Origin of the sequence: Phormidium sp. FACHB-592, from assembly GCF_014695795.1 — a bacterium.
In the GTDB taxonomy this organism is placed as follows: Bacteria; Cyanobacteriota; Cyanobacteriia; order Leptolyngbyales; family Leptolyngbyaceae; genus Stenomitos.
On sequence record NZ_JACJOZ010000086.1, the window covers coordinates 1 to 25,159 of the forward strand.

Annotated in this window: 30 protein-coding genes; 21 read left to right on the forward strand and 9 right to left on the reverse strand. The window is 49.6% G+C overall.

Features of this window, described 5'->3' with window-relative positions; all coding sequences use genetic code 11:
- Positions 1-664: 664 nt before the first annotated feature.
- Positions 665-868 carry a type II toxin-antitoxin system HicB family antitoxin gene (locus H6F86_RS23965; RefSeq protein WP_190452026.1) on the forward strand — a complete coding sequence of 68 codons (204 nt, stop codon included), beginning with the start codon at positions 665-667 and terminating at the stop codon, positions 866-868.
- A gap of 320 nt (positions 869-1,188) precedes the next feature.
- Here the strand turns inward: H6F86_RS23965 and H6F86_RS23970 are convergent, their stop codons facing one another.
- The gene (locus H6F86_RS23970; RefSeq protein WP_347241012.1) at positions 1,189-2,052 is read right to left on the reverse strand and encodes a 3'(2'),5'-bisphosphate nucleotidase CysQ; all 864 of its coding nucleotides are present in this window, start codon (positions 2,050-2,052) and stop codon (positions 1,189-1,191) included.
- 47 nt (positions 2,053-2,099) lie between these two features.
- Positions 2,100-3,005 (reverse strand): PfkB family carbohydrate kinase, encoded by a 906-nt coding sequence (locus H6F86_RS23975; RefSeq protein ID WP_242033671.1) that lies wholly within the window; start codon positions 3,003-3,005, stop codon positions 2,100-2,102.
- 105 nt (positions 3,006-3,110) lie between these two features.
- Between H6F86_RS23975 and rsmI the strand changes: the two genes are divergently transcribed.
- Complete coding sequence (gene rsmI / locus H6F86_RS23980; protein WP_190452028.1) at positions 3,111-3,947, forward strand: 16S rRNA (cytidine(1402)-2'-O)-methyltransferase; 837 nt, start codon at positions 3,111-3,113, stop codon at positions 3,945-3,947.
- 84 nt (positions 3,948-4,031) lie between these two features.
- Positions 4,032-4,364 (forward strand): hypothetical protein, encoded by a 333-nt coding sequence (locus H6F86_RS23985; protein WP_190452029.1) that lies wholly within the window; start codon positions 4,032-4,034, stop codon positions 4,362-4,364.
- Between the two features lie 60 nt (positions 4,365-4,424).
- Here the strand turns inward: H6F86_RS23985 and H6F86_RS23990 are convergent, their stop codons facing one another.
- Positions 4,425-5,414, reverse strand: a complete 990-nt coding sequence (locus H6F86_RS23990; protein ID WP_190452031.1) for a hypothetical protein — start codon at positions 5,412-5,414, stop codon at positions 4,425-4,427.
- 675 nt (positions 5,415-6,089) lie between these two features.
- Between H6F86_RS23990 and H6F86_RS23995 the strand changes: the two genes are divergently transcribed.
- Positions 6,090-6,230, forward strand: a complete 141-nt coding sequence (locus H6F86_RS23995) for a hypothetical protein (RefSeq protein ID WP_190452033.1) — start codon at positions 6,090-6,092, stop codon at positions 6,228-6,230.
- A 184-nt stretch (positions 6,231-6,414) separates the two neighbouring features.
- The gene (locus H6F86_RS24000; RefSeq protein WP_190452035.1) at positions 6,415-6,807 is read left to right on the forward strand and encodes a hypothetical protein; all 393 of its coding nucleotides are present in this window, start codon (positions 6,415-6,417) and stop codon (positions 6,805-6,807) included.
- A 259-nt stretch (positions 6,808-7,066) separates the two neighbouring features.
- Here H6F86_RS24000 and H6F86_RS24005 read toward each other — a convergent pair whose 3' ends face one another.
- From H6F86_RS24005 to H6F86_RS24015, 3 genes are all read right to left on the reverse strand, one after another.
- Positions 7,067-7,549 carry an RNA-binding protein gene (locus H6F86_RS24005; RefSeq protein ID WP_190452037.1) on the reverse strand — a complete coding sequence of 161 codons (483 nt, stop codon included), beginning with the start codon at positions 7,547-7,549 and terminating at the stop codon, positions 7,067-7,069.
- Between the two features lie 678 nt (positions 7,550-8,227).
- Complete coding sequence (locus H6F86_RS24010) at positions 8,228-9,784, reverse strand: anthranilate synthase component I family protein (RefSeq protein WP_190452040.1); 1,557 nt, start codon at positions 9,782-9,784, stop codon at positions 8,228-8,230.
- Positions 9,785-9,969: 185 nt separating this feature from the next.
- Positions 9,970-10,281 carry a DUF6464 family protein gene (locus tag H6F86_RS24015; RefSeq protein WP_190452042.1) on the reverse strand — a complete coding sequence of 104 codons (312 nt, stop codon included), beginning with the start codon at positions 10,279-10,281 and terminating at the stop codon, positions 9,970-9,972.
- A gap of 87 nt (positions 10,282-10,368) precedes the next feature.
- On the opposite strand from H6F86_RS24015, the gene miaE reads away from it, so the two are divergent.
- The 6 genes from miaE (at position 10,369) to H6F86_RS24045 (ending at position 14,683) form a co-directional block, all read left to right on the forward strand.
- Positions 10,369-10,971 (forward strand): tRNA isopentenyl-2-thiomethyl-A-37 hydroxylase MiaE, encoded by a 603-nt coding sequence (gene miaE / locus H6F86_RS24020; RefSeq protein ID WP_190452045.1) that lies wholly within the window; start codon positions 10,369-10,371, stop codon positions 10,969-10,971.
- 174 nt (positions 10,972-11,145) lie between these two features.
- On the forward strand, positions 11,146-11,787 hold the full coding sequence (locus H6F86_RS24025) for a GIY-YIG nuclease family protein (protein WP_190452046.1): 642 nt from the start codon (positions 11,146-11,148) through the stop codon (positions 11,785-11,787).
- A gap of 43 nt (positions 11,788-11,830) precedes the next feature.
- Positions 11,831-12,328 carry a GNAT family N-acetyltransferase gene (locus H6F86_RS24030; protein WP_190452048.1) on the forward strand — a complete coding sequence of 166 codons (498 nt, stop codon included), beginning with the start codon at positions 11,831-11,833 and terminating at the stop codon, positions 12,326-12,328.
- Positions 12,329-12,422: 94 nt separating this feature from the next.
- Positions 12,423-13,196, forward strand: coding sequence for a YdcF family protein (locus tag H6F86_RS24035; RefSeq protein WP_190452050.1), 774 nt, complete (start codon positions 12,423-12,425; stop codon positions 13,194-13,196).
- Positions 13,197-13,484: 288 nt separating this feature from the next.
- Positions 13,485-14,054, forward strand: a complete 570-nt coding sequence (gene coaD, locus H6F86_RS24040; protein WP_347241016.1) for a pantetheine-phosphate adenylyltransferase — start codon at positions 13,485-13,487, stop codon at positions 14,052-14,054.
- Positions 13,946-14,683, forward strand: coding sequence for a DivIVA domain-containing protein (locus tag H6F86_RS24045; protein WP_190452053.1), 738 nt, complete (start codon positions 13,946-13,948; stop codon positions 14,681-14,683). Before coaD ends, H6F86_RS24045 begins: the two co-directional genes overlap by 109 nt.
- A 34-nt stretch (positions 14,684-14,717) precedes the next feature.
- On the opposite strand, the gene H6F86_RS24050 is transcribed toward H6F86_RS24045, so the two are convergent.
- On the reverse strand, positions 14,718-14,975 hold the full coding sequence (locus H6F86_RS24050) for a hypothetical protein (RefSeq protein WP_190452054.1): 258 nt from the start codon (positions 14,973-14,975) through the stop codon (positions 14,718-14,720).
- 393 nt (positions 14,976-15,368) lie between these two features.
- Here H6F86_RS24050 and H6F86_RS24055 point away from each other — a divergent pair, with 393 nt between their 5' ends.
- Both H6F86_RS24055 and H6F86_RS24060 read left to right on the forward strand, forming a co-directional pair.
- Positions 15,369-16,286 (forward strand): branched-chain amino acid transaminase, encoded by a 918-nt coding sequence (locus tag H6F86_RS24055; RefSeq protein WP_190452056.1) that lies wholly within the window; start codon positions 15,369-15,371, stop codon positions 16,284-16,286.
- 102 nt (positions 16,287-16,388) lie between these two features.
- Complete coding sequence (locus H6F86_RS24060; protein ID WP_190452057.1) at positions 16,389-17,240, forward strand: metal-dependent hydrolase; 852 nt, start codon at positions 16,389-16,391, stop codon at positions 17,238-17,240.
- A 189-nt stretch (positions 17,241-17,429) separates the two neighbouring features.
- On the opposite strand, the gene H6F86_RS24065 is transcribed toward H6F86_RS24060, so the two are convergent.
- Complete coding sequence (locus tag H6F86_RS24065) at positions 17,430-17,585, reverse strand: hypothetical protein (protein WP_190452059.1); 156 nt, start codon at positions 17,583-17,585, stop codon at positions 17,430-17,432.
- Positions 17,586-18,168: 583 nt separating this feature from the next.
- Here H6F86_RS24065 and H6F86_RS24070 point away from each other — a divergent pair.
- The 5 genes from H6F86_RS24070 (at position 18,169) to H6F86_RS24090 (ending at position 22,249) form a co-directional block, all read left to right on the forward strand.
- On the forward strand, positions 18,169-18,537 hold the full coding sequence (locus H6F86_RS24070) for a hypothetical protein (RefSeq protein WP_190452062.1): 369 nt from the start codon (positions 18,169-18,171) through the stop codon (positions 18,535-18,537).
- Positions 18,538-18,557: 20 nt separating this feature from the next.
- A complete protein-coding gene (locus H6F86_RS24075) occupies positions 18,558-19,454 on the forward strand; it encodes an SAM-dependent chlorinase/fluorinase (RefSeq protein ID WP_190452063.1) in 897 nt (298 codons plus the stop codon).
- Between the two features lie 59 nt (positions 19,455-19,513).
- Positions 19,514-20,176: a DUF2301 domain-containing membrane protein gene (locus H6F86_RS24080; protein WP_190452065.1), complete on the forward strand. Its 663-nt coding sequence runs from the start codon at positions 19,514-19,516 to the stop codon at positions 20,174-20,176.
- A gap of 65 nt (positions 20,177-20,241) precedes the next feature.
- Positions 20,242-21,339 (forward strand): SpoIID/LytB domain-containing protein, encoded by a 1,098-nt coding sequence (locus H6F86_RS24085; RefSeq protein ID WP_347241020.1) that lies wholly within the window; start codon positions 20,242-20,244, stop codon positions 21,337-21,339.
- A gap of 109 nt (positions 21,340-21,448) precedes the next feature.
- Complete coding sequence (locus tag H6F86_RS24090) at positions 21,449-22,249, forward strand: response regulator transcription factor (RefSeq protein ID WP_190452067.1); 801 nt, start codon at positions 21,449-21,451, stop codon at positions 22,247-22,249.
- Between the two features lie 28 nt (positions 22,250-22,277).
- Here the strand turns inward: H6F86_RS24090 and H6F86_RS24095 are convergent, their stop codons facing one another.
- Complete coding sequence (locus H6F86_RS24095; protein ID WP_190452069.1) at positions 22,278-22,448, reverse strand: hypothetical protein; 171 nt, start codon at positions 22,446-22,448, stop codon at positions 22,278-22,280.
- On the opposite strand from H6F86_RS24095, the gene H6F86_RS24100 reads away from it, so the two are divergent.
- From H6F86_RS24100 to H6F86_RS24110, 3 genes are all read left to right on the forward strand, one after another.
- Positions 22,442-23,836 carry a HAMP domain-containing sensor histidine kinase gene (locus H6F86_RS24100; protein WP_347241022.1) on the forward strand — a complete coding sequence of 465 codons (1,395 nt, stop codon included), beginning with the start codon at positions 22,442-22,444 and terminating at the stop codon, positions 23,834-23,836. The two genes, H6F86_RS24095 and H6F86_RS24100, sit on opposite strands and share 7 nt — an antisense overlap.
- A gap of 192 nt (positions 23,837-24,028) precedes the next feature.
- On the forward strand, positions 24,029-24,298 hold the full coding sequence (locus tag H6F86_RS24105; protein WP_190452071.1) for a hypothetical protein: 270 nt from the start codon (positions 24,029-24,031) through the stop codon (positions 24,296-24,298).
- An 89-nt stretch (positions 24,299-24,387) separates the two neighbouring features.
- On the forward strand, positions 24,388-25,059 hold the full coding sequence (locus H6F86_RS24110; RefSeq protein ID WP_190452073.1) for an ABC transporter ATP-binding protein: 672 nt from the start codon (positions 24,388-24,390) through the stop codon (positions 25,057-25,059).
- Positions 25,060-25,159: the final 100 nt, after the last annotated feature.

Below are 25,159 nucleotides of genomic sequence, written 5' to 3' on the forward strand. Positions count from 1 at the left end.
CCTGAAAATCATGAAGGCATGGTTTATGTGGTCATGATTCGGTTGATGCTGAGGCGGTTAACAAACAACCGACGAACGAGGAACTTGAAACCTGCTTAACCAGCATTTACAAACACTTTCTAAGTAACATTATTCTTCTTATTGCTTCAGCTATAGTAGGAATCTTTACTCAAAAAGGGCTTGATAAGAACAATCTTCCGCTATCTCTGCTGCTTATTTTTCTGGGAGTTTATGGAGCGATCGGTGCTCGCAAATACCGAGAACGCATTCATTACAGCCTATCGATCGTAAAACTCTATCGTGACAAACTGGATAAGTTATATCCTGATATACAGATTGAAGAACTGAGGATTCAAGCAAAAGAATTTCATGAAAAGCGCCATCCGCTTATGACAAAAATTCATCCCAATCAGCTTTGGGTGGCGCTCCACACTTCAATTGCTATCGTTGGCTGCATTCTCACAATTTTTATCTTAAGCTCGTGATAAGAAAGCTTAGGAAGTTTTGGGAGCAGCAAGAGGTTTTCTATGAATCGATAATCAAGCAAACGTGAGTTCTTGATTTTGACATCTTTGGGACATTTCGGGGCAATTAACTAATTTGTCTATAGTCGAGGACAATCAGGTTGCTAGCATTTTCTCAACAACTCTAACTCAGCAGATATATGAAAATCAAAGCGATTATTCGCTCAGCAGAAGAAGGTGGTTATTGGGCAGAGGTGCCTGCACTTCCTGGTTGTGTTACTGAAGGTGACACAATAGACGAAGTAGTAGCTAATTTGCAAGACGCTATTGAAGGTTGGCTTGATGTTGCTAACAGTCGTAACGCAATCAATTCAACTGATCAAGTGGTTGAAATTGCTGTATGAAATCTATTTCTGGCAAGCAGTTATGCAAAATCGTGGAGCACAAAGGCTGGGTCTTGCGAAAAATAACTGATAGCCATCATATCTAGGAAAATCTTGAAGTAAATAAATTCTGTCAATTCCTGTTCACCGCAATCAAGACCTGAAAGTTAGAACGTTGAAAGCCCTGATGAAAATAGCAAGGCTATCTGAAGAAGATTTGCTTTGATTGTGAGTTATTAAGTTGCTATAGGGAGGTGCGGAGGGCTAACAAGGTTTTAGAGCCAACCACTGAGAGTTTATCTGTTGCCATTCTAGATAGCTGCGACGGTTCTACTGTGCTGTTACTCACCATCGATCGCCCCTAAAATCCTGGTTGCTTCCGCGCACAAAACGTCATGACATTGCCCATTACTGGCAAGCAGCCCGCCCCATTGACTAACATCCTCCTGGTTGTATCGCGGTGGAGTGCCGTCAAAATGCGTGAGTTGTCCGCCTGCTTCTGTCAAAATCAACTCGGGGGCAGCTAAGTCCCAATCTTTGGGTGCCGATGTGCCAGAGAGCGAAAGATACAGATCCGCTTGCTGTTCTAAAATGGCAGCGATTTTGCCACCGACGCTGCCGACCGATCGCTGCTGCTGTACCGGAAACTGCTGTAGTAGTTGCACAAAACGATCGTTGCGGTGACTGCGACTGGCAACGATCGTCATTTCCCCCAGACGGTTACGTTGGGAGACATAGATCGGTTTTGGCGCTTCATGCTGATGTTCAACAAAGGTACCGCCGCCTAACGTCGCAAAGTAGAGCCGTTCCGCCGCTGGGCAAACGACTACTGCCAGAATGGGGCGATTGCCTGCCAGCAGGGCAATGTGAACCGCATACTCTCCAGTACCGTTAATAAAATCTTTCGTCCCATCTAGCGGATCAATCACCCAGACCAGGGGCTTAGCTAACCGTTCATGGCTGGGCTGCGTTTTGTACGTTTCTTCAGTCAAGTAGGCAAAGTCCTGCTTACCTAAACTGGCTTGCAGATTGTTAAGGATGTAGGCATCGACCGCAGTATCCGCTGCCGTCACAGGACCATCCGCTGAATCCTGAATTGCCAGGTCTGCATGCTGAACTTTAAGCAAAATGTCAGCAGATCCCCAGCCAATGCGGCGGGCAATCGCCACTAATTCCTGCAATTCTGTAGCGTGCAAATGGTTCACTCGGCGTATTCTCCTCTCATCTTTCACCCCTTCACCTCTTCACTTCTTTACCTCTTCATCTCTTCACCCCTCCCCTCCATCCATCGCCGTGTCCCAAAGTATTGGCAAGACTGAGCCGCAACCTTAGCGGCGATCGCCAGCGCGCCTTTAAAATCTTCCTGCAAAATGGCGTGACAGAACGCACCGTGAAAAATATCGCCTGCGCCGAGCGTGTCGATTGTGTTTACCGCAGGCACTGCCATCTGCCTAGCCTCGCTTTGTCCAGCTTGATCCACTGCCCAGTACAGAAGTGGCTTTTGCCCTTGCGTAATAGCAAGATGGGGGATGCCCAATGCCTGTAAAAACGCCATTACGTCTGCGGTGTTCTCGCAGCCTGGTGGGTAAAAGTTGGCAGAACAGATGACGTAATCAGCCAGAGATAGCACCGTTTCAAAGCCAGGTTTCCAGCTGCCGCCATCGACCACTACTGGAATACCCTGCGATCGTGCCTGGGTCGCGATCGCTTGTCCCACATCCATCTGATGCCCGTCGATCAGCACTACAGAGACAGCCTGCAAAATATCGCTGGGAAGATAGCCGGCGATCGCTTGCGGTTTTACAGCGTTAAGCGAGACAACGGCTCGTTCTCCCGTGTTTTCTGTCACCATAATTGAGGAAACAGGGGGTGGTTCGGTGTGAGTCGGGTTGAGGTCTATTAAGGTCACGCCACACTGCTGTAAGTCTGTCAGAATGAGCTGAGTGATCGGATGAGCGCCCAAGGCACCGAGCACGATCGCAGTTTTACCCAGATGACCAAAAGCGACAGCCGCATTCGTCGCGGGTCCACCAGCCGCTATGGTGGAGTCAGACGCAACAATTTTTTGATTTGGCGGGGGCGGTCGATCGACTAGATAGATCAGATCCAACGTCACCATTCCCACAAACAGTCCACGATCGAATTGAGCTTGAGGCATTTCTTCAGAGTCAGTCGTCAGTTTCCAGTTTCCAGTACCCCTTCACCCTTCTACCCCTTTACTCTTCCATTTCCCCTCCCTCCTCTCCCCTCACCTTTCTCCCCCATGCCAGGAACACTCTACCTTGTCGGTACACCGATCGGTAACTTAGAAGACATGACTTTCCGGGCAGTGCGGCTTTTGCAAACGGTTGACCTGATTGCTGCCGAAGACACACGCCATACAGGAAAGCTGCTGCACCATTTTCAGATTACAACGCCTCAGATTAGCTACCACGACCACAATCGTCATAGTCGTACGGCAGAACTATTAGAGAAGCTGCAACAAGGCATGACGATCGCCCTTGTCACCGATGCCGGAATGCCGGGAATTTCTGACCCTGGCTATGAGCTGGTGAAAGCCTGTGCCGAAGCAGATATCGTTGTGGTGCCGCTGCCGGGTGCGAGTGCCGCGATCGCTGCCCTAGTTGCCTCTGGTTTGCCGTGCGATCGCTTCATTTTTGAAGGCTTCTTACCTGCCAAGCCCCAGGCACGTCGCGCTCATCTAGAGGTGTTGCAAACCGAGTCCCGCACGTTAGTTTTCTATGAAGCGCCCCATCGACTGCGCCAAACGCTGCAAGACTTTCTCCTCTTAGGAGCAGACCGTCAAATTGTACTGGCACGGGAACTGACCAAACGGTATGAGGAAATTTGGCGTGGCACCATTGAGGCAGCGATCGCCCATTACAGCACTCGCGAACCGCAGGGCGAATTTACAGTTGTTGTAGCAGGAGCCAACCCAACCCAACTTGTACTATCTGAAGCGGCACTGAAAATGGAGTTGCAGCACCTTTTGGAGCAGGGACTCTCGCGATCGGATGCTAGCCGTCAACTCGCACAACAAACGGCTCTGCCTCGCCGTCAGATCTACCAACTCGCACTATCAATGTCAGATATAGACTAGCCAGCCTCCGGAATCGCCTCTTTCTGTCGTGATTTTTAACCTCAGTAGGGAATACTGACGTTACTTTGGACAGGTCTTAAATTTATGAGTCAATTGTTTGGCATTGTGCTCTTACTAGGGGGTCTGTATTTTCTCGGTCAAAACATCATGTTTTCGACCTATTACTCTCCCTACTTCTGGCGCAACCTACCAGCGCAAGGCTCAGTGCTATCAATTATGGGGGGTGTCATTTCACTTCTCGTTTTCCCTCGTCAAACAGGCAAATTTGGCTGGATCTTATTAATTTTTGGCGTTGTGCTCGTCTTCCTTAGCGGGGGCATCATGCTAAAGCCGACGAGCCTTTGGAACTTCCTCATTGCCTTTACAGCGCTGGTTGCAGGCTTCAAACTCCTGACTGAAGGTAGACTTCGCTTCTAGCATAAGATTTGCTAAAACATCGTATGGAGTCATCACTTTGCTGCCAACCATTCACAAGCCTTAAGCGCTTTGAAACACCTCATTAGAAAACATTTCTGTCAGCGCGCCTAGATAGGGTAGAAACACAGCTACGTCATGTGGTGTGAGACGATCGTGCATTTCCCAGCCGATCGCTTGCAGCATCTCCTGCACTAAGCGCCAGCTAACTTGAAGGCGTGGATACAGCATCGCGCAGAGGGGAAACAGTTCATTCTGTACCGACTGAAGGCTATCTTCCAGCACACAGAGGCACAGATAGACCTGAAACATTTCGACATCACGGATGCTTGATGTTCTTACCTGTGGGGCGCTGAGAGACCCACTGTAGGTTTCGTAGCTAGGATGCAGACGACTCACCTGCTTACAGACTTCTTGGGCAACACGGGTGCTAATGGGTAGCAAATTCTGTACGGCTCGTAAAGCGGGAGAGGTTGATGGATGGTTTGCTGCTGCCTCATACGCAGCCCGAAGCGGCATATAGAGGTGGTCATCCATCACTTTAAAGTATGGTTCTAGAAGGAGCCGTTCTGCGGATGAGAGGCTGTCGAGCAGCGTTTGTCCCGTGTAGTGAAACTGCATACTCACAAAGCCGATCGCCCGTGGATCATCAGCCGTATACTTCTGCCGCACGCGCCCAAACTCACTGCCTACAATAACCGATAGCCGTCGAGGCGTTACGCGATCGCCATAGGCATCTAACGCCTTCTGAAACAAGGCATGAGAATCTGCCGCAATCTGCCAGGGATTAATTACATTCAGGTCAATGCCGTGACGGCGTACTTCCTCAGACAGTAGCTTCTCAGTTAACGACCAGGCTTGAGCACTTGCTAACTTCAGGTTGTGCTGTAAATGCTGTGCCGTGCGGGCACGCCCTTCTTGCGATGTAATCTCTGCTAAATCAGCACTTTTTCGCAACCGTTCGGCTTCATCACGTGTTGTGACAGAAATGATATAGTTTTTTGCCCACAATGCCGCTAGAGATGAGACTTTTGCTGGGGGAACTTTTGCCATCCTTGCTGACGAGGGAGAAATGATAGTACCAGGGCGCTGAAAATTAGCCGCAGTCAATTCAACTGAGAAAGCCATTCTATATATCCAAACTTATGAATTTAAAACACCCAGCCGCGTCGAAATGACGCTTACAGCTGACCGACTCAGAGGCACGATTAAGTCATCGTTTAAGCAGATCTAAAACTAATTACAAACTAATCCAGAGGCATGGCTGAGCGTTGACTTGATTTGAGGTTAAGTATGCTGTACTTGCACATCAAAAAACAACAGCTTAGTTGTGATTATTAACGTTTGGTTAAAATTACTTCACATTTTCCTGACTATTTCTTTCAAGCATCCAAATAATCATACGAAAAGCGCGCTTTTTTATTGAAAGAGAAATTTAATCTCCAGGTGTCCTGCTAGAAAGTATGCGACTACGATCGCTACTGCCTTTCGTTACACATAATGCCTACCATGAAGGTGGATCGCCTTTTGCCAATTCCTTTTACCAATTGATGCTTTTTTCTAATCAAACACTTAAGAATACGTTGTCTCTAGCGTGAGTATCGCTAAAATTTGAGGGTACAAGTGTTATCTGGAGAAGCCAGTGACCAAGTAAGGCTCTTATCTAATGCGATCGTGCCTTGCCTGTACTGCTTCTGCTTAAGCACTGTGACTACGAGGAGTAGCCCTATGTCAGATCTAAATCGCGGCATCATGAAGTTCAATGGTGCCGATAATCCAAAAGCGGTTGCGCTCTCTGCGTTCTTGGTTTTGGGAAGTATTGCGGCACTAATTGTCTGGGCATTACAGTCTGCCTATACGCTGGGTTAAGTGAACGCTGGCAAAGGGGGCTGAGGGAAGGGGGGATCGCAGCCATCTGTCGCTTCCCCTGTTTCTGTTTGCGAGACACTGGTACTCTGATTAATGGCTTGGGTTTACGGTTACAGCTTCCCGGCAGCAACCGACCCAACTCTTAGACTCAGACAAACCAGACCGTGACAGAGCGTAACCACCTATGCAGCTTGAGTTTATTCCTGTAGAACAGTTCTATTTTGCCCTCACGCTGGCAGTGCGAACGCTGGATGACCTGACAACCCCCGGACTGGCGGCACAAGTGGGAAAGCGGCTCAAGGAAACCTTTGAGCAACCGTCCACTGTTGCAGCAGCTAGTCAAAATACCTATAACTACGTGTTTCGGGTCAACGGCGTTGATAATAGCCCCGCCGACCAGCTCATTCTTTCGATCTCAGACTGGCAAGGCAATCTTCGCCTCAGCAGCGACTATGGCTGGATGCTAGATGCCGAGCGCAAAGCGGTGCGGACAGAAAAATTCAATCAGCGCCCAACGTTTTCTCAGCAAGTTCGAGAGCATTTGCAAGAGCAATTTCAGGTGTCTCTAGTCGATTAAAGTGGGCAATCAGGTGAACGATCGTAGACGCTGCGTTGTATGCGATCGACTGAATGGAGACGAACAATTGGTTACCCTTCAAGGCATATCACGCCCAACAGATTTTTTCTGTAATCATCTAAAATGGCGCTGACAAGTAAAAATTAAGGCTCTTAAATGGTCAATGTTGCAAGAAGCTGCAAACTGGTCATTTAAGAGCCTTCTGTTCAGCTTGTTTACGTCAAGCTTTTAGCATCAATCAAAGTATGACAACAAGGCGCTAGGGGTTTGTTGTTTGAGCAGCTAACAGTTGCTTCAGCTTCTCAAGCTCTTGCGCCCACCGAGGATCAGGTTGCACGCTATCAGAATCATTCTGAGTGGTGCCAGCAGCACGACGGGTCTTGTTGTTGCCGCTGTTGCCATTGCCCTTACGTCGAACAGCACTAGGAGCACTTCCAGCCGGAACCGGAGCGCTCGTAGCCGAAGGCGAATCTTCGTCATCAGCTTTGTCTTTAGCTCGTGGCTGCGCCCGTTCCACTTTCAAAGCGTTGTCTTTAATAGGACGACCATTGAATTTCTCAATAATCTCATCGGCTTCTTCCTCACTTTTTACAGTGACAAAGCCAAAGCCACGACACTTGTTCGTCTTGCGATCGGTGATGATTTTAATCGAAATTGAATCACCCGCTTCTGCAAAAACCGCCTCTAATTCTTGGCGACTCAAATCTTCTGGCAAATTGCCGACATAGAGACGAATGGACATGGGAACGATACCTCCAGACTGTGATTCAGATAGACATACTTAAGCGCACAAACTAAATGCTGCATGAAACCAGAGTGGTAAACCTGTCCCCAGAAACAGCGTACTCTTTTCCCTAACTAACCTTGATTATAGGGTGTACTATTCAAGGCATTTCCATCCACCGCTCTACGTCTGATGGCGCTTTCACCGGACGGCTAGGAGTCTGGAGTCAAATGGTGATTGCGTGAGTGCTCTGTCATCACCGATGCGCCAAGGATGAGTAAATTGACCCAAGGGTCACAAGTGAAGAAACTTCTCTAACGTAACCGTTCTAGAAGCTTCGATGCCATCCATTAAGGTATCACGGTGGGTAAGGCGTACGCAGGATGAAAAAAGATTTCTGACCTAAGTAGTACTTTTTATGAAGACAACTTTAATCTTTCACCATTCTTTAAGCCATGCAAGGAACCAATATAAACCCGACTTTATATAAAACGGCAGACGGCAGATGGCAGATGACAGAAACAGACAGGATTAACTGTGGAAGCCTAGGAGCAGGCTAACCATAGGCTAACTCAGTGTGGTGTTTAAGACATAAACTGCTTAGATTATGTTCTTACCATCACTCTCTGTAAAGAAAGGTAACATTTATGAAGAAGTGATGCAAGCCTAACTACTGTGCAATGCTTAACGTCAGCGCTACGTTAGGCTTCGGATTGCTTCCAGCATACCCTTTGCTTTATTAAGGGTTTCTTCATACTCTGCTTCAGGCTGTGAATCCGCGACTAGTCCGGCTCCCGCTTGTACGGTGACAGTATGTTTGCCGCCACCTTGAGAGCGAACCACCATTGTACGGATTGCGATCGCCGTATTTAACTGTCCTTCAAAGTCATAGTAGCCATAGGCACCAGAGTAGGGTCCTCGACGACACGGCTCTAGACTATGGATGATTTCCATTGCTCGGATTTTCGGTGCGCCGCTGACCGTACCCGCTGGGAAGCAAGCCTTCAGCAAGTCCCACGCTGTTTTGCTAGGAGCAAGTTTACCCACTACGTTGCTGACGATGTGCATCACGTGCGAATAGCGCTCAATTACCATTAGTTCGTCAACGCTGACTGTGCCATTGATGCAGACCCGCCCCAAATCGTTTCGTCCCAGATCGACCAGCATGACGTGTTCAGCTACTTCTTTGGGGTCTTCCAACAAATCGGCTGCCAGTGCCGCATCCTCCTGGAACGTTTTACCGCGCTGTCGGGTGCCTGCGATCGGTCGGACAGTTGCCACTAATGGTTCAGTTGGGTCAGGTGCAAGCTCTGCCTTGACCATCACTTCTGGGCTAGAGCCGATGATCTGCCAGTCGCCAAAGTGAAAGTACGCCATATAAGGCGATGGATTAATCAACCGCAGCGATCGATAGAGCGCAAACGGATCACCGCTATACTCTGCCGATAGCCGCTGCGACACAACCACTTGAAAGATATCGCCCGCCTGAATGTGCGCTTTTGCTGTCTCAACGTTGGCGCAAAATTGTTCTTTGGTCGTATTGCTGGTGTAGAGAGCAGGCGAGGAGTGTTGATTTGGTACTGACGGCGGACTGCTCGTTCCTGGCGGTGTCCATGCCAGTAAAACGGCTTGCTCTGAAAGCGGTGATTGTAGCTTGTTGACCAGTTGAGCCACCCGATCGCAGGCTTGTTGGTAAGCAAGGGCATGATCGGTATTTGGGTCACGCAGATCAGCATAGGCGATCGCCCAAATTTTGCGTTTCACCTGGTCAAAGATTAGCAAGTTATCGACTTGCATCCATAAACCATCCGGTAAATCGGTTGCTGTTGCAGGATAAATGGGTACGCGAGGCTCGATCCAATGAATCAGTTCGTAGCCCCAAAAACCAAAAAGCCCACCAATGCCCGGTGGCAACTGCGGCAGCTTTACAGGGCGATATGGCTCTAAGCAACGAGCAAGCACCGCAAAGGGATCACCATCAAAGACTTCTTGTTCCCCGTTGCGGTAAGTCTGTGTGGTGCGGTTTCCTCTCGCCTCCAGCACCCACAGCGGGTCGCAGCCTAGTAAACTGTAGCGTCCCAGTTGTTCACCACCTTCGATCGACTCCAGCAAAAAGCTATAGGGCTGTCCTGCACACACTCGATACCATGCCGATACGGGAGTATCCAAGTCAGCGATCCATTCTTGATAGACAGGAACAAAGTTACCTTGCTTGGCGAGGCTCGTGAAGTCTGAAAAACTGGGAAAGATCATGAGGGCTGAAGGAGTGAGGAACTAAGAAACTGAGGTATTGGGTAGGCTATGGACTAAGGAGATTTCTAGCAAACAAAAGACCTGTAGGGATAGGTTTGATACCAACGTGATCGGCTATTCGCAAAGCTTCTGGCAAAACCTGCCCCCTACAAGCGGTACATTCTTTCTCAGAAATCTCCTAAGGTCTATTTAAATTCAATCGACTCATAGTATGGGCATTCCTTGCAGGGTCCAGAGGGGTTAACGGCGCAGCGAATATGAGCAGAGCGGGCGTTGAAGCGGCAACTGATATCACCGATCAGATAGCCAACCCCCTCAACATATTGGTGATCGGCAGAGAGTGGCGATCGGTGAAAGCGGTTAAACTGACGGTTAGCGGAGGCATTCATCGCGGCACGCAAGCGGGTTCTCAGGTGAGCTTCGGCTTTACGCATCAGGAACCATGAGATAATTGCCGGAATCAGCCCGATCGCGATAATGAAGAGCGCTTCTAACATATCTTATCTGTCAATTGTCAATCGCAATCTGTAAGCGCTACCCTGCTGACTTGGTAGACTGTGCATGAACCCATAACTCAACTTTAGATGGTGCTTTCGGCAAACCCAACGACGATCAAGTTTTTACAGCAACCGACCTCTCAACAATGGCTTGAGCAGGCGCTAACCAATCTTGATACCATTTTGCTGGATCACTCCCATTGCGAGCGCAAAGCCGCAGGCGTAGCGCTAAACCTAATGTTTCGCTATCCGTCTTATACAAAATTGGTGCGATCGCTCACAGCCATTGCCCAAGAAGAATTGGAGCACTTTGAACAGGTTAACGAAATTTTAGAACGACGGGGTATTCCTTTACGCGCACTGGCACCACCTCCCTATGGCGCTGGCTTGAACAAGCAAATTCGGGCAAAAGAACCCGATCGCCTGCTGGATACCCTACTAGTTTGTGGCTTAATCGAAGCTCGTAGTCATGAACGGCTTGGACTGTTGGGCGCTCATTGTCCAGACCTTGAATTGGCGAAGTTCTACCGCGCCCTTATGGCATCGGAAGCACGGCACTATGGGGTTTATTGGCTCCTGGCAACAACTGAGTTTGAGCGTGCTGTAGTAGACCAACGTTTAGAAGCCTTGGCGGCGATCGAAAGCCAGTTGCTCGCTACTCTGCACCCTGAACCGAGGATGCATAGCTAACCAACAAGGGAAAAAGCCTCCCTCATAGCGTAGCGACTGATGAGCGCATCACTGTGAGTCTGTAAATTTTGACCGATCCTATTACAAGTGCTGAACGTCAATCGACTGAACGCTAGTAGCTAACCGCTGAGTGCTAGCAGCCTTATCAAGCCATTTCAAACAGGAGCAATACGAGTGGAAGCTGAAAACACAGCGATCGAGCATCAAAACGTACCGCAAAGTCATCAAGGGTTACACGGCTTCCTCTATGGCTCTGAGGATGAGCACACAGCGGCAGTTACCGCAGCTCCAAGTTTGGAGAACAGCTCTGAGTTAATGCCTCTAGAAGCCTGGTGTGATCTAGCTGGTAACGTCAAGGTGGTAGGTGTCTATGCGGTTTTGGGACGTGATCGCCGCACTCACTATATTGGCTACTCTCGCAACGTTGCCTTGTCGCTTAGGGGGCATTTGGCACAGCTTGGCAGCGATATCTGCGCGTTTGTCCAGGTACAAACCGCCAAGTTTCCAAAGCGAGAAGTCATGGAACAGCAGCGTGATGCCTGGATCGCTCAATTAGCTTACGTACCATCTGGTAATGCAGAGGCAAGTGATCTGTGGGCAGGAACGATCGGAGAAGCTGCGATCGCTGTTATGTCACCCGCCGAACGACAGGCATATGAAGAGAAAAAGCTCAAGCTACGCAAAGCAATGGCAGACGCTGATCTGAGTCGTGAAGCTGATGCCCAAAGTCAGGCTGAAGCGCACTCAACGCTCAAAGCATCAGTCGAAAATGATGACTGGAGTGCGGTGATTCAAGAGCAAACCCAGCAAGCCTGACCCACGTTTAGCCAAGTTTCTCGTTCACCCAAACCTTTCATTCATGCAAGTACAGTACAAGGACTTTTTGCTGTGTGACTGGCAACCAACCGATCGCGCTGCCGCTGCCGAAATCATTCGTGCTGTCTTAGCGGAGTACGGGTTAGGTTGGGAGCCAGAGGGTGCTGATCGCGATGTCCTGGCAGTCGAGGCATCTTACCAAGCAATCAATGGCGAGTTTTGGGTGATCGAGCAGCATGGCAAACTCGTTGGCACCGGAGCCTACTACCCTATCCTGCGCGGGCAAAATGCTGTCGAGATTCGCAAGATGTACTTGCTACCAGAAGCTAGAGGTAAGGGTTTAGGGCGTTTTTTGCTGCAAGCCCTAGAAGTCACGATCGCCACCCGCCACTTCGAGCAAATCTGGATTGAAACCGCTAGCGTGTTAACCGAAGCTGTCAAGCTCTACGAAACCAGCGGCTATCAGCCAGCAACGGGTGTCGAAACCGAGCGGTGCGATCGTGTTTACCTTAAAGTACTTCAACCAAGAAAGGAATTTTGAGCTGCTCCCTCTGCTTCCCTTAACTCCCTTGTCCCTTTGCCTCTCCATTTCCGGTTCCCCATTCCACTGTCTGCCTTCTGCGGACTAACGTCAAATGGACTCAATTCGTTTGTCTTGGATCTGGTTAGAGTGGTTCAGTGATCCCATTCGAGTCATCTTTACGCTTCTGTTTTTGATTAGCCTGCCCTGGCTCTTTCGTTCTAGGCGCTGGCTGCGTCGCGTGAGGACTTATGCGATCGCCCTACTGATTGTCTACCTGATTCTCATCTCACCACCGTTTGTTGCACTGGCAACGGCTGGAATCGTCAGTCCGCTATCCCCTGATCCTGATACGAGGGTGGATGCGATCGTCATTTTAGGACGTGGGCGCGAACATAGTCCGTCTCGTGCGGATGTTGCCACACAACTTTGGAGAGAGCAGCGAGCACCCGTAATTTTTGTGAGTGGAATTAATGATGCTCCCGAACTCGCTCAATTACTGCGAACCAGGGGCATCCCGGCTGCGAACATCAGCGGCGAGGGTTGCTCTAAAACAACCTGGGAGAATGCAATGTTTACAAAAGCCGTGCTGCAATCTCAAGCTGTTAAGCAGATTTTGTTAGTGACAGATGCGCCTCACCTATGGCGATCGCTCCTGATCTTTGAGCAAATGGGCTTTCAGGTTATTCCTGCTATCAGCCCTCTCTCAGACCAAATGACTAGCCCTCAGCGTGCTATGCTGTTGCTCCGCGAGTACTTGTTCGTAGTCCTTTATCCCACCACACTACAGCAGGAGCGCCAGACCCTGGAACAACCCCTAGTAGAGGTGGTGAAGCAAATCGCTAGTCAAAGATGCCGCATTGGCAGTGAAACGAAAACAGCAACGTGAACACAGTTTTTGCCTGCAAAAATAATTCATCAAGCAGCAACGATCGCCGAGAAGCATATCCGCTTGGTGAAATCATATGGCTCTGGTAGAGTAGGTAGATTTCCATCACTTGGAGTTATCTACTGCCATCCTTTTCGCCTTTTACTGAGCTGCTTCTCTGCCATGTGCTTCGTGATTAAGGCGACTTTGCTCTTAGCGACTTCGCCTGATTGGGCTTACTTCAGCAGTATCCGGTTGAGTCAGCAGCGTTTGCTTTTATAATCGCCTCAGTAGCGTTGGTCACTGTCCGTGCTTGCAATTTATCCTGGCAGCTTCGATCCTGTTACCCTAGGGCACCTCGACATTATTGAGCGAGGCTGTAAGCTGTTTGATCAGGTAATCGTGGCAGTTTTACGCAATCCAAATAAAACGCCGCTGTTTACAGTACCAGACCGCATAGAGCAGATTCGCCGCTCCACGCAACACTTGTCTAATCTTGAAGTTGATAGTTTTGACGGCTTAACAATTGACTATGCCAGGATGCGACGAGCATCAGCACTGCTTCGAGGCTTGCGAGTGCTTTCTGACTTTGAGATGGAGCTGCAAATGGCTCATACTAATAAAACACTCTCGGCTCAGATCGAAACCGTTTTTTTAGCAACGTCCAATGAATACAGTTTTTTGAGCAGCAGTCTCGTCAAGGAAATCGCCAGGTTTGGCGGTGCGATCGATCATCTTGTTCCTAACCATGTCGCCGTAGATATTTACCAATGCTTCGCCAAGACTCATCCAGCATCAGCCCAGACCACAGCTTTGGCACCAACGCCGCTACCACTCATAACGGAACCGTCTCAGGAGAAACCTCTCGGTCGGGAATAGATATTCAGCGAGAGTTGAATCGGCTGGAGGAAATGATCCTCGACAGTCCACGGGTGCCGATGACGCGCTGGACATGGGTGGATGAGGAGCAGTTGCTAGAGCAGCTCGATTTGGTGCGGCTCAGTCTTCCAGAGGCATTTCATGAAGCAGAGGCGATCGCTCACCAGAAAGATGAGTTGTTCTTGCAAGCCGAGCAATATGCCCAGGAAGTTGTCGAAAATGCCGAGCGGCAGGCAGCCAAAATTTTGAACGAAATGGGCATTTTGCGGCAGGCTGAGATCGAAGCGCAGCAGATTCGTCAGCAAGTGCAGCAAAAGTGTGAAGCTGCGGAAGCGCAGACCATCGCTGAAATTGAACGGATACGCCGTCAAGCTCAACAGGAGCTAGAAGAAATGCAGCGCATGGCGATCGCCGAGTGCGAAGAAATTCAGGCGGGGGCAGATGAGTATGCCGATCGCGTGCTGCAAGAAATGGAGCAACAATTAAGCGAAATGATGCGCGTGGTTCGCAATGGTCGGCAGCAGCTTCAGCCAGAGCTGCCCTCTCGTTCCAGGGACGCCAGTGCTAGAGAAGCGAATACTAACAACGTGCGGTTGTCAGGTGCAAAGAACGATCGTCCTAAGAGCTAGGACAATCGTTCACAATTATGCTTCACAACTATGCTTAGGTTGTCTGCTTCGCCTGCCAGACGGCTCCCAGTGCGGCTCCTAAGCCTGCTACTAAGCCGACACTCATTCCCTCGATCGTTCGTGTCATCGGGCTTTTAGTTAAGCACTGTGCAGAGGGTGCTGATTCTTGCAGACAACTGTTACTTTCTGCCCAGCTTGCTGTACCGCCCAAAATCACGCCAGCGGTGCTACACGCGACGATTAAGGTTAAAACGGCGCGATTGTTTTTACCCGCTCGATTCTTTCTACCCATAGATGGATGCCAAACGCTTTAAAGGTGGTCATGCAAATCTTCACCTAATGTACCCAACCAGTTTAGAAAGTCAACAGTTTTTACAAACTCTTGCTCTAGAAGTAAAGCTTTGGTGGAGAATTCTCCCTCTTTCAGGATTGATAGTAGGCACAAGAAGCAAGATGGGCTGGCTTTTGTAAGGGGTAGAAGGGCAAAGGCAAAGGATAAAGGAGTGACGGGTTATAGCAGTGTTTATGTATCTCTATCGCCATGTGCATGAGGGTATGGATGAGATGATTGCCGCCCAGTCTTTGTACTGAATTTGAGTGCTCAATGATCGCTGGCGGTCGTTCATGACGCAGGTCGTGGAGTACTATCAACAGCACTAGCTTTTTTCAATCACCCCTCGGACTCATGGACACCTTTCTGCCGATCGCCTACCTTCAAGAGCAATTTATCCCGTTTACAGATGCCAAAATCTCGATCGCTACCCATGCTTTGCATTATGGGACGGGGGCGATCGGTGGGATGCGAGGCATTCCTGATCCACAGAACCCTAATCAGATCCTTCTCTTTCGGCTAGAGAGACACTGCCAACGGCTCAGTCAGAGTGCCCGCTTTATCCATTACGACTTGCCTAGTACGACGATCAAGCAGGTGATTGTTGAGTTCATCCAAAAAAATCGCCCAACTCGTCCCTTCTACATCCGTCCACTTGTTTATACCTCTGGACTTGGCATTGCACCCAGGCTACATCAGGTTGAAAAGAGCCTGTTGGTATACGGTTTAGCGATGGACGATTATTTGCCGCCCGCAGGTGTAAACTGTCGCATTAGCTCGTGGCAGCGTCAGGCAGATCCTAGTATGCCGTTGCGTGGCAAAATTACTGCGGCATACATTGCCTCAGCCCTTGCCAAAACGGAAGCTGTTGAATCGGGCTTTGATGAAGCCATTATGCTGAACACGCAGGGCAAAGTGAGCGAAGCTTCAGGGATGAATATTTTCATCGTTCGCAATGGTCAGTTGATCACGCCTGGGCTTGATCAGGACATTCTAGAAGGTATTACTCGTGACAGTGTGCTGACTCTAGCGAAGGATTTGGGCATTCCTACGATCGAGCGTCCCATCGACAAGTCTGAACTGTATATTGCTGATGAAGTCTTTTTGACGGGCACGGCTGCTAAGGTGGCACCCGTTAAGCGCGTTGAAAATTACGAACTGCCCACTGACCGTCCTGTGACTGAACGTCTACGGGCACTGCTTATTGCAATTACCGAAAAACGCGAGACGCAGTATCAAGACTGGGTTGATACGATCGCGTTTGACTCGTGAGAATGACCGCTGCGTTAGGTGCTAAAGTCTCCCTGAAGTGGGATCTAACTGCACGCTTGCGGCAAAATCAGCACTGCGATCGCCAATGTAAAGGATATCACAATGAAGCAATGGACTTGGGTGCGGCAGCATTTGCTGAAAGCAGGCATCGCCCTAATCACGATCATTCTGACGATCGTGATGGCTGGATGGCACAGTGCCAGCAATGCGCAATCAGGTAGTACTCAACTGCTTTGGTATGGACAATCAGCCTTTAAGCTCACCACACCATCCGGTAAGGTGCTGCTGATCGATCCCTGGTTAGAGAATCCCCTCAACCCTAACGGTAAAGCAGATCTGGCAGCGCTAAAGCAGGTCGATTTAATCCTGGTGACGCACGGGCATTTTGACCATGTAGGGAATGCGGTGGCGATCGCTAAAAAAACGAACGCTAAGCTTGTCAGTTCCTCCGACTTAGGGCAAGCAATGGTAGCCTTTAGCGGTTATCCCAAAGAATTAGTTCCTTTTGAAACACAGGGAAACTTTGGTGGAGAACTTACGCTGCTGAATGGCGAGGTCAAGGTTGCATTTATTCCAGCCGTCCACAGTTCTTCGGTAGCATCAGATGGTAGCCCTGCAACGTTTGCTGGCAATCCTGGTGGTTTTTTGGTAAGCGTCAAAGGTGGACCTGTGATTTACCATACGGGCGACACAGATTTATTTGCCGATATGTCGCTCATACCCAAATTTAGAAAAGTGAGCTTGATGCTAGCGTGCATTGGCGACCAGTTCACTATGGGACCTCAACGAGCTGCTGAAGCCGTTAAGCTGGTCAACCCAACCACTGTCGTGCCCATGCATTATGGTGCCTTCAACCTGCCAGGAACACCGACTGCTTTCTCTCAAGCACTTCGGCAGCAAGGTGTCAAAAGTCAAATCAGAATACTGAAAGTTGGTGAGGTCTTGAAGCTCTAAGGGCTGCCCATCGGTAGCCGCGATCGCCCATCAACTTCTCATTATCAATATTGGGGCTTCGGCTGCTTACATACGCTTAACCAACCTAAAGAAAGAAGCCAGGGACCGCTCAAATGATTGATCCTTGGCTTCTTTTTTGTGAGCAATGGAACTTTAGACTGTCTTAAGCAACGCGAACTCAGTGATCGACTAACCAATATAGGTTGCTTCTGCTTCCAGAAGACGAATCAATTCTTCATCACCATTGGCTCTGGCGGCTTCCAAGCGGCGCTGCAAGTTTTTTTGCATATTAACGCGGTGGGTCTGGGATGCCTGTGTCACGACTTCCTGACGCTTTCTGTTCATGATAGACATCTCTTAAAAATAAAATGTGCTAGTTGATTTGATTTAATTATAGCATTCATAAGGAAAAACGGTAGCTTGTGATACGGAACGTTACGATCTCGCTGTCGCTCACCTCTTTTATCAGCCATCAGATACTAGCGATCAGAAGTTAAGAAAAAACAGGATACGGCTCAACATTTCAGAAACTGTAAGAGTATTGTCATGAGACGGTGACGCACTTGAGCGCTAGTCCGGAATGAGGCAATGGCAGTATGAAATCGAACTACTGGTAGAGGCGAAGTAGCTGCCATCCTTGTGATACTAACTTCATGGCAACATCAAGACGTGAAACAAGCTCTTACTTTTCTCAAGCTGAGAGCTTTACGCCCTTGAGCACCTTACTGCTTCTAGTCTCTGGCTTCATGCAGTGGGTGTTACTGAATTTTAAAATTGCCCTGTGTCATCCCCGAATGTGTTCATCATTGCGCTGTTATGTCGTTGCGCTGAACCTGAAGGGATTGTAGAGAATCTTTAATTGTGTGCAGCTACTACCAACGTGTCTCTGAAGAGAAAGAACAAACTCAACCAATCATAGTAGCGGACAATGCAAACTCTCTCGGCAACCATTCAACCCCCATCTTCTCAAGCCGTCTTGAGTGATTCTCAGCCTGTTCACACCTATTTAGGATGGGAAATTTTTCTGACCCGCGTCTTTCAAGGGTCTATTGATAAGGGCTTGTGGCTCCACTGGTATCACCCTGCCGATCGCAGGTATGCAGCACAGGAAGATCAGGTTGCTGTACGCTATGGCTATTTTGTTGCACCGACCCAACCCCTGGAAGAGGCGCTGTACGCTGCACAACAGTCAATTGACGCGATCGTTGAGCTGGAGTCAATGCAAACTGATCGTCCGTTCATAGTACAGAATGAGGCTCCCGAGCGACACTGGCAGGATTTCCCGCTTGCTAGCTGATTACCAATAGAGATGCAGCAATGGAGCCAAGTCGTGTGCTTACCTTGCTGAGTGACTTTGGCTTGAGCGACCCTTACGTTGGCATGATGAAAGGGGCGATCGCGCAAGTGAATGCGTCACTAACCGTTATTGATCTAACGCACCAGATCCCGCCACAGGATATTGCTCTGGCACGCTTTGCTCTAATGACGGCTTATCCTTATTTTCCAGCAGGCACTGTCCACGTTGCTGTGGTTGATCCAGGTGTCGGTGGTACAAGACGTGCGATCGCGGTTGCCATAGGCACAGTGGCAGCACAACCAGCAGGTTTTTTAGTCGGACCCGATAATGGCATTTTCAGTGGAGTCTTTGCTGCTCATCCCATCATTGCAGCCGTTTCTCTAACAAACTCCCACTATTGGCGTACACCAGCACCTAGCGTAACCTTTCATGGGCGCGACATCTTTGCCCCAGTCGGTGCACATCTTGCCAGTGGGGTACTGCTTACTGAGATGGGCGATCGCCTTGAACCAGAAACGTTAGTCAGGCTGAATGTGCCTGTATACCGTCGGCTTGAGCATTGTCGGTTTAGGGCAGATAACACTGAGATGCCAGCGGCAGTTTTAGCGGAGGGTGGAGACGTTGCTTGTTCCTCCTACAAACTGACAGGCTGCATTCAAGCGATCGACCACTTCGGCAATGTGATTACAAATATCCCTGAAGCGCAAGTAAGCGGCAAACAATGGTCGCTCTTGATTAACAATGTAACGCTGCCAGGTCAGCACACCTATAGCGACAGCCCACCGGGAGAATTGCTAGCACTGGTGGGCAGTCATGGCTGGGTCGAAGTTGCCGTTAATGGCGGTAATGCTCAGGCAAGACTTCATTTAAACCGGGAGCTAGCTGCCAACAGGATTGAAATTGTGATTAGTTGTTAGTTGTGGTTGTTAGAGAGAGAATAGGTGAGGAGCAACGCAACAGCACTCACTACATAGCCATGACGCAATCTTTTGAGCCAGAGCTTTACCAGGGACAGTTTGGGGAGTTTACGCTGACGGCAGACGATCGCAAGGGCGTTGTCATTTATCGCGCTGGCTTGCTGACTGCGGTGCTCTGCTTTGCCCTTGGGGTCGGGTTAGTGTTATGGCACGTAGACAAGTCAGTATTACAAGGGCTGACGTTTCTTTACACGGGCTTTTGTTTGGCATTGGGCGTGAGTTTGCTGACGATTCATATTTACATGGCAGCATTGCATCGGGCGCTACAGGTATTTTGGGTTATTGGTTGTCTTGCCGCAGTGGCGATCGGGCATCTTGATCCAGAGCCGTTTGCCTTAACCGTTTATAATCAACCGTTGAGTATTCTGGGTATTGGCTTTACCTTTGCAGCGCTGACTGGCATTTTCTTTAAAGAAGCGGTGTGCTTTAACCGTCTAGAAACGAAGTTCCTTACGCCAATTGTGCCGCTGCTCCTGTTAGGGCACATGGTTGGTTGGCTCCCTTTACCGCTAGAACAAGGATTGCTTGCCCTTTGGGCACTGCTTTTTCTAGTTTTTGCTGTTCGCAAGGTCATCCAGCCAATTCCGCCCGATATTGGTGATAAAAGTGTGTTTGCTTACTTAGAGCAACAGCGCCTCACCAAAGCAAAGGCTGCTTCGTAACATAGCTGTAAAAAGGATGCTGTGACTTACAACGATGTTTGAATGTGTAAGCCAGAGTTAAGGATGTGCTGAACTCTATGAAGCGATCGCCAATGAAGCCTGACAAAACGCTCACGCCAAACCGTGTGAGGCAGATGGAGCCACTACTCTGGGTAGTAGTGCCTTTGATTGGCGTACTCTCACTGCTGGGTATGACACTCAGTCGGCAACAGGTGCAGCCATCTGTCCCGACAGCGTTGACTCCTGTACCCACAGCTACATCCTTGCCAGCAGTGGTGCCGTCGCCTTCAGCTACTCCCACCCCATCACCGCAAGCGACGAAACCGACTGCCAAACCGTCCCCTAAACCGGTTGATCCCAATGCGTTAACGGAAGAACAAAAAGCAATTAATCGACGCGCGAAAGCAGCCTTTGCCTCAACGGGATCATCCGTCGATGCCTTAATTGAAATGCATGTGGCGATCGCTGAAGGGCTACCCTCTCTGACGATCGGCGCTCCCACTGGTGCCATCCTGCTGAACCAGAAAGGACAGCAACTGCATCAGTTACCCCCCGGTACTGTTTACAATACTCAGCCTGATGGACAAGCCATTCGCTTTGGAGACTGGCAATTGCCAGCAGTCGTTTGGCTAGAGATTCCACCGGGAAGTGTGTTTCAAATGGGCGATCGCACTTACCGAGGACGGCTCTTGCTAGTTGCTACTGACGGCAAATTGTGGGGCGTTAATCATGTCAATCTGCGACAGTATCTTTACAGTGTTGTTGCCAGCGAAGTCTCCCCTAGCTGGAAGATGGAAGCACTAAAGGCACAGGCTGTTGCCGCCCGTTCCTATGCGTTGACCTACTACTTCAAACCTGTCAGTCCGCTCTTTCATATGGGCGCAACCGAGTATTATCAAGTTTACAGTGGCATCGAGCGTGAAGCGAGTAGAACCAGTGCCGCCGTTGATGCCACAGCAGGCGAGTTTGTCAGCTATCGTGGTGGCATTGTTGAATCACTCTATGCTGCGTCTGATGACATTGTGGCAGAGGCATTTCAAGGTAAAGGCATGAGCCAGCTAGGCGCGTTGGCATTAGCCGAGCAAGGCTATTCGTATCAACAAATCTTGAGCAACTACTATCCCAAAACAGGCGTAGCGAGAATCGAGGCAGATCAGGACTAGACGCATAAAACAGATTCCGTCTGCGGTATCAAACCTTACTAAAAGTGTCACAAGTGGTACGATTACGGTTGATGGACAGAAGTTACCTGGATTAATCAGGACCAGCAATATGCCGCTTACGCTAGCGTCGGAAAGAACAAAGCATCAGCCCAGTGTTAAACTGGGGCGCATTTTAGTTGTTGAGGATGAAGGTTTAATTGCCGAGACGATTGCGTTAGCGTTGAAAGATGAAGGCTACGATGTGGTGACCGCTACAGATGGTCGGGCTGCCCTTGAGATCGTCCACCAACTTAAAGAACTGGAGTCTAACGGTGGTTCTGGGGTGACATCGACGCTACCGCACCAACTGTGGGGGCGATCGCTCGATCTAATTATTCTCGATTTGATGTTGCCTTACATCAATGGACTTGACCTCTGCCGTCTCATTCGTCGAGAAGGCATGACTGTCCCCATTTTGATGCTTAGTGCCAAAGGTAGCGAGACCGATCGCGTCGTTGGGCTAGAGGTGGGAGCAGATGATTACCTCACCAAGCCGTTTGGCATTCGGGAATTAGTTGCGCGTTGTCGTGCCTTGCTGCGCCGTTACCAACAGTTTCAAGTGCAGCCAGAGCAACCGTCGTTAAAGTATCAAGATATTGCTCTTTATCCCCAAGAATGCCGCATTACAGTGCGGGGTGCAGCCGTTAATTTTTCGCCTAAAGAATTCAAAATTCTAGAGCTATTCATGAGCTATCCTCGCCGAGTCTGGTCGCGGGAGCAGCTACTAGAGCGCATCTGGGGACCCGATTTTATTGGTGACAGCAAAACTGTGGATGTGCATATCCGCTGGCTACGCGAAAAACTTGAGGTTGATCCCAGTAGCCCCATCTATTTGGTAACAGTGCGCGGGTTTGGCTATCGTTTTGGTTAAATGACGATTGGCGGTCAGCAGTCAGCAATCAGCTTAGAATAACGATACATTCTGCTTTAAGTGGGTACGGCGATCGCCATGCTTTGTTGAAGAACGAATAAGCATTGAGCGCTTCATGGCTAGAGCGATTTCTCATTGGAATCCCTGCTTTTTCACTTAAGGCTGCTTGCTGACAGTTAAGCGCAAAACAACGTGGCATTTTTGTGGTTTCTGCTAGGGCTGATGATTGGGCTAGGAGTCTTGAGCTGGTATCACATTCAGCTCACTCGCCAGCTTCAGTTTTTGATGTCTTCGCTTCAACCCCAGGGTTCACGTCGATCGCTCGTGTCAGTATTGCGGCTACGGCAAGCGGTTGCAGCCTCGGTTGATGCCCAAGAAGCCTTACTCACTGACCTGGAAACCTGGCGACACCTTTCGCTTGCTGCCCCGATCGGAATACTGCAAGTTGATGAAGAGAACCAACTGATCTGGTGTAATGCTCAAGCAGGTCAACTTCTTAGCATTCAGCCGCCGACCGCACCAACCCGTCGCTTGCTACTGGAACTCGTCCGCTCCTATGAGTTAGATCAATTGATTGAGCAGACTCGCGTTCTCCGCAAACCCTGCCAAAGCGACTGGACATTTCATCCTGTGTGTGCCGATCCCTCGCAGCTATCGCGTCAGATGCCCCGTCCATTGCGGGCGCACAGCTTACCGTTACGCGATGGTTGTGTAGGCGTTTTCTTGGAAAGTCGTCAGGAAGCTGTTTTATTGGCTCAACAGCGCGATCGCTGGATTTCTGATGTGGCGCACGAACTTAAAACGCCCCTTACCTCTATCCGCCTGGTTGCCGAAACGCTTCAAATCCGGCTGGAGCCGCCGCTACGCGATTGGATCGATCGCCTACTTAATGAAACAATCCGCTTAAGCAGCCTGGTGCAAGATCTGCTGGATCTGAGCCAGCTTGAAGCAAATCCTCACCCAAGTCTAAGGTGCAAAACCGTTGACCTAACGAGGCTGATTCAATCTGCCTGGTTCGGGCTGGAGCCATTAGCCCGTAACAAGCAGCTTCGACTTGATTATGTAGGACCCGATCGCCTGCTGATACAGCTTGATGAATCACGGATACATCGCGTGCTGCTAAATTTGCTCGACAATGCCATTAAGTACAGCCCACCCCAGCAGGCAATTCGAGTGCAGGCAAGTTTGATCACCAACGATCGCTCTGACCCTAATCTCTCTAAGCAATTAGTGCAACTGGATGTCATTGATGCGGGTTTGGGTTTCCCTAGCGATGCGTTGCCCTATGTCTTCGATCGCTTTTACCGCGCTGATCCATCGCGTTCTCGTAGCCCTGCTGAGGTAGAGATCTCCAAAACCTATGCCGTTGGCAAAAACACCGCGGCTGCTAACAGTGCCTCTAGCGATGATGCCCAGTCTACAAAAGGAACCCACGCCGTATCAGTAAGCAGCGGCAGTGGTTTAGGGCTGGCGATCGTCCGTCAAATTGTGGAAGCACACCACGGTAGCGTGCAGGCAAGTAACCATCCTGAAACTCATGGCGGCTGGCTACAAGTATTTTTACCCTTACAGCGAGACGACGCTTAGGCAAAAGGTCGCTGGTGAAAGACAAACGCGAAGAAAACCCGGCTTGCTGCGTCAACCTGTTTGCTAAAACCGTCTCTTTAAGAGGAGAAACCCATCTGTTTTAAGCGCTGGTTTCCAAGTGTCTGACGATCACCCAACCAACCGCGCCGCGATTTGCGATACTAGAAGCTGGTTCTGTGATGCACGCAACATATGTTTACTATCGATATCACTCTCAAAAACACGCCCCTTTCTCTTTCGGTACAGCGCAAGTCTGAAGAGGATGCCGAAGCCATCTATCAAAAAATCTTGCAAATGCTTCGCTCTGGCGGCAATGAACTGCTGGAACTGTCCTGTGAAAAGCAAGTAGGGAAAAAAATCGGTATCATGGGCTCCGAGATTTCAGCCGTGCAGATCTCTGATAAAGCTGGTACGGCTGCGGCTTCTGGTAGACCACCTGGCTTTTTTGCGTTAGCTGAATGAGTGCCTCAGAACCATTTGCGCGTCAGACCGATACTAGTCTTGGCAACCAGCTTCCCATATTACCTGTTGGGAGGCTGGAGACAGAGACAATGCCTCGATCCTTTGGCATCGAGGTTCAGGATCTATGTTTTCGCTGGTACAAGGGAGAGACAGTCCTTGATGGGTGTAGTCTAACGGTGCCTCAAGGCGAATTCTGGATGCTTTTGGGCACTAACGGCAGCGGCAAATCTACGCTGTTGAAGCTGCTGGCAAACTTGTTGCCGCCCCAATCTGGCTCGATTCGGACTAGTCCACATATCGGCTTTGTGTTTCAAAACCCCGATCACCAGCTTGTAATGCCCACTGTTGGTGCCGATGTTGCCTTTGGCTTGGTCGCAGAAAAGTTAACCCTTGCTCAAGTCCATCGTCGGGTTGAGGAAGCTCTGGATGCTGTTAATCTGCGATCGCTAATCCGGCGACCGATTTATGCGTTAAGCGGTGGGCAAAAACAACGAGTGGCGATCGCAGGCGCGATCGCTCGACACTGTGATGTTTTGCTGCTGGATGAACCCACAGCCCTGCTCGACCCTGATAGTCAGCTTGATCTAGTTGCCCAGGTACAGCAGTTAGTCAAGAGTCGCGGCTTGACAGCACTTTGGGTCACACATCGGCTGGATGAGTTGGACTACTGTGATGGTGCATTTTTGCTAGAGAAGGGCAAAGTGGTCGATCGGGGTGATCCCCAGCGCTTGAAGCAACGCTTGATGCAGGTGCCTCTCTAGAGCGCTATAAGCCTGAAAGCGAAGGAATCTGTAGCCTTAGCGCTTGCCAGGATTTAAATAGGTTGGGTAGACAAGCGATCAACTTGTAAGCTGCCATTGC

What these genes read in the sequence shown, in the direction of transcription:
- H6F86_RS24000 (WP_190452035.1), top strand. Translation starts at nt 6,415, where the DNA reads ATGCAGCTTGAGTTTATTCCTGTAGAACAGTTCTATTTTGCCCTCACG.
- H6F86_RS24010 (WP_190452040.1), bottom strand. Translation starts at nt 9,784, where the DNA reads ATGATCTTTCCCAGTTTTTCAGACTTCACGAGCCTCGCCAAGCAAGGT.
- H6F86_RS24075 (WP_190452063.1), top strand. Translation starts at nt 18,558, where the DNA reads ATGGAGCCAAGTCGTGTGCTTACCTTGCTGAGTGACTTTGGCTTGAGC.
- H6F86_RS23975 (WP_242033671.1), bottom strand. Translation starts at nt 3,005, where the DNA reads ATGCCTCAAGCTCAATTCGATCGTGGACTGTTTGTGGGAATGGTGACG.
- H6F86_RS24050 (WP_190452054.1), bottom strand. Translation starts at nt 14,975, where the DNA reads ATGGGTAGAAAGAATCGAGCGGGTAAAAACAATCGCGCCGTTTTAACC.
- H6F86_RS23995 (WP_190452033.1), top strand. Translation starts at nt 6,090, where the DNA reads ATGTCAGATCTAAATCGCGGCATCATGAAGTTCAATGGTGCCGATAAT.
- H6F86_RS24045 (WP_190452053.1), top strand. Translation starts at nt 13,946, where the DNA reads ATGCTTCGCCAAGACTCATCCAGCATCAGCCCAGACCACAGCTTTGGC.
- H6F86_RS24090 (WP_190452067.1), top strand. Translation starts at nt 21,449, where the DNA reads ATGCCGCTTACGCTAGCGTCGGAAAGAACAAAGCATCAGCCCAGTGTT.
- H6F86_RS24110 (WP_190452073.1), top strand. Translation starts at nt 24,388, where the DNA reads ATGCCTCGATCCTTTGGCATCGAGGTTCAGGATCTATGTTTTCGCTGG.
- H6F86_RS23990 (WP_190452031.1), bottom strand. Translation starts at nt 5,414, where the DNA reads ATGGCAAAAGTTCCCCCAGCAAAAGTCTCATCTCTAGCGGCATTGTGG.
- H6F86_RS24030 (WP_190452048.1), top strand. Translation starts at nt 11,831, where the DNA reads ATGCAAGTACAGTACAAGGACTTTTTGCTGTGTGACTGGCAACCAACC.
- H6F86_RS24015 (WP_190452042.1), bottom strand. Translation starts at nt 10,281, where the DNA reads ATGTTAGAAGCGCTCTTCATTATCGCGATCGGGCTGATTCCGGCAATT.
- rsmI (WP_190452028.1), top strand. Translation starts at nt 3,111, where the DNA reads ATGCCAGGAACACTCTACCTTGTCGGTACACCGATCGGTAACTTAGAA.
- H6F86_RS24035 (WP_190452050.1), top strand. Translation starts at nt 12,423, where the DNA reads ATGGACTCAATTCGTTTGTCTTGGATCTGGTTAGAGTGGTTCAGTGAT.
- H6F86_RS24080 (WP_190452065.1), top strand. Translation starts at nt 19,514, where the DNA reads ATGACGCAATCTTTTGAGCCAGAGCTTTACCAGGGACAGTTTGGGGAG.
- H6F86_RS24060 (WP_190452057.1), top strand. Translation starts at nt 16,389, where the DNA reads ATGAAGCAATGGACTTGGGTGCGGCAGCATTTGCTGAAAGCAGGCATC.
- H6F86_RS23965 (WP_190452026.1), top strand. Translation starts at nt 665, where the DNA reads ATGAAAATCAAAGCGATTATTCGCTCAGCAGAAGAAGGTGGTTATTGG.
- H6F86_RS24055 (WP_190452056.1), top strand. Translation starts at nt 15,369, where the DNA reads ATGGACACCTTTCTGCCGATCGCCTACCTTCAAGAGCAATTTATCCCG.
- H6F86_RS24005 (WP_190452037.1), bottom strand. Translation starts at nt 7,549, where the DNA reads ATGTCCATTCGTCTCTATGTCGGCAATTTGCCAGAAGATTTGAGTCGC.
- miaE (WP_190452045.1), top strand. Translation starts at nt 10,369, where the DNA reads ATGGTGCTTTCGGCAAACCCAACGACGATCAAGTTTTTACAGCAACCG.
- H6F86_RS24105 (WP_190452071.1), top strand. Translation starts at nt 24,029, where the DNA reads ATGTTTACTATCGATATCACTCTCAAAAACACGCCCCTTTCTCTTTCG.
- H6F86_RS23985 (WP_190452029.1), top strand. Translation starts at nt 4,032, where the DNA reads ATGAGTCAATTGTTTGGCATTGTGCTCTTACTAGGGGGTCTGTATTTT.
- H6F86_RS24065 (WP_190452059.1), bottom strand. Translation starts at nt 17,585, where the DNA reads ATGAACAGAAAGCGTCAGGAAGTCGTGACACAGGCATCCCAGACCCAC.
- H6F86_RS24095 (WP_190452069.1), bottom strand. Translation starts at nt 22,448, where the DNA reads ATGCCACGTTGTTTTGCGCTTAACTGTCAGCAAGCAGCCTTAAGTGAA.
- H6F86_RS24070 (WP_190452062.1), top strand. Translation starts at nt 18,169, where the DNA reads ATGCAAACTCTCTCGGCAACCATTCAACCCCCATCTTCTCAAGCCGTC.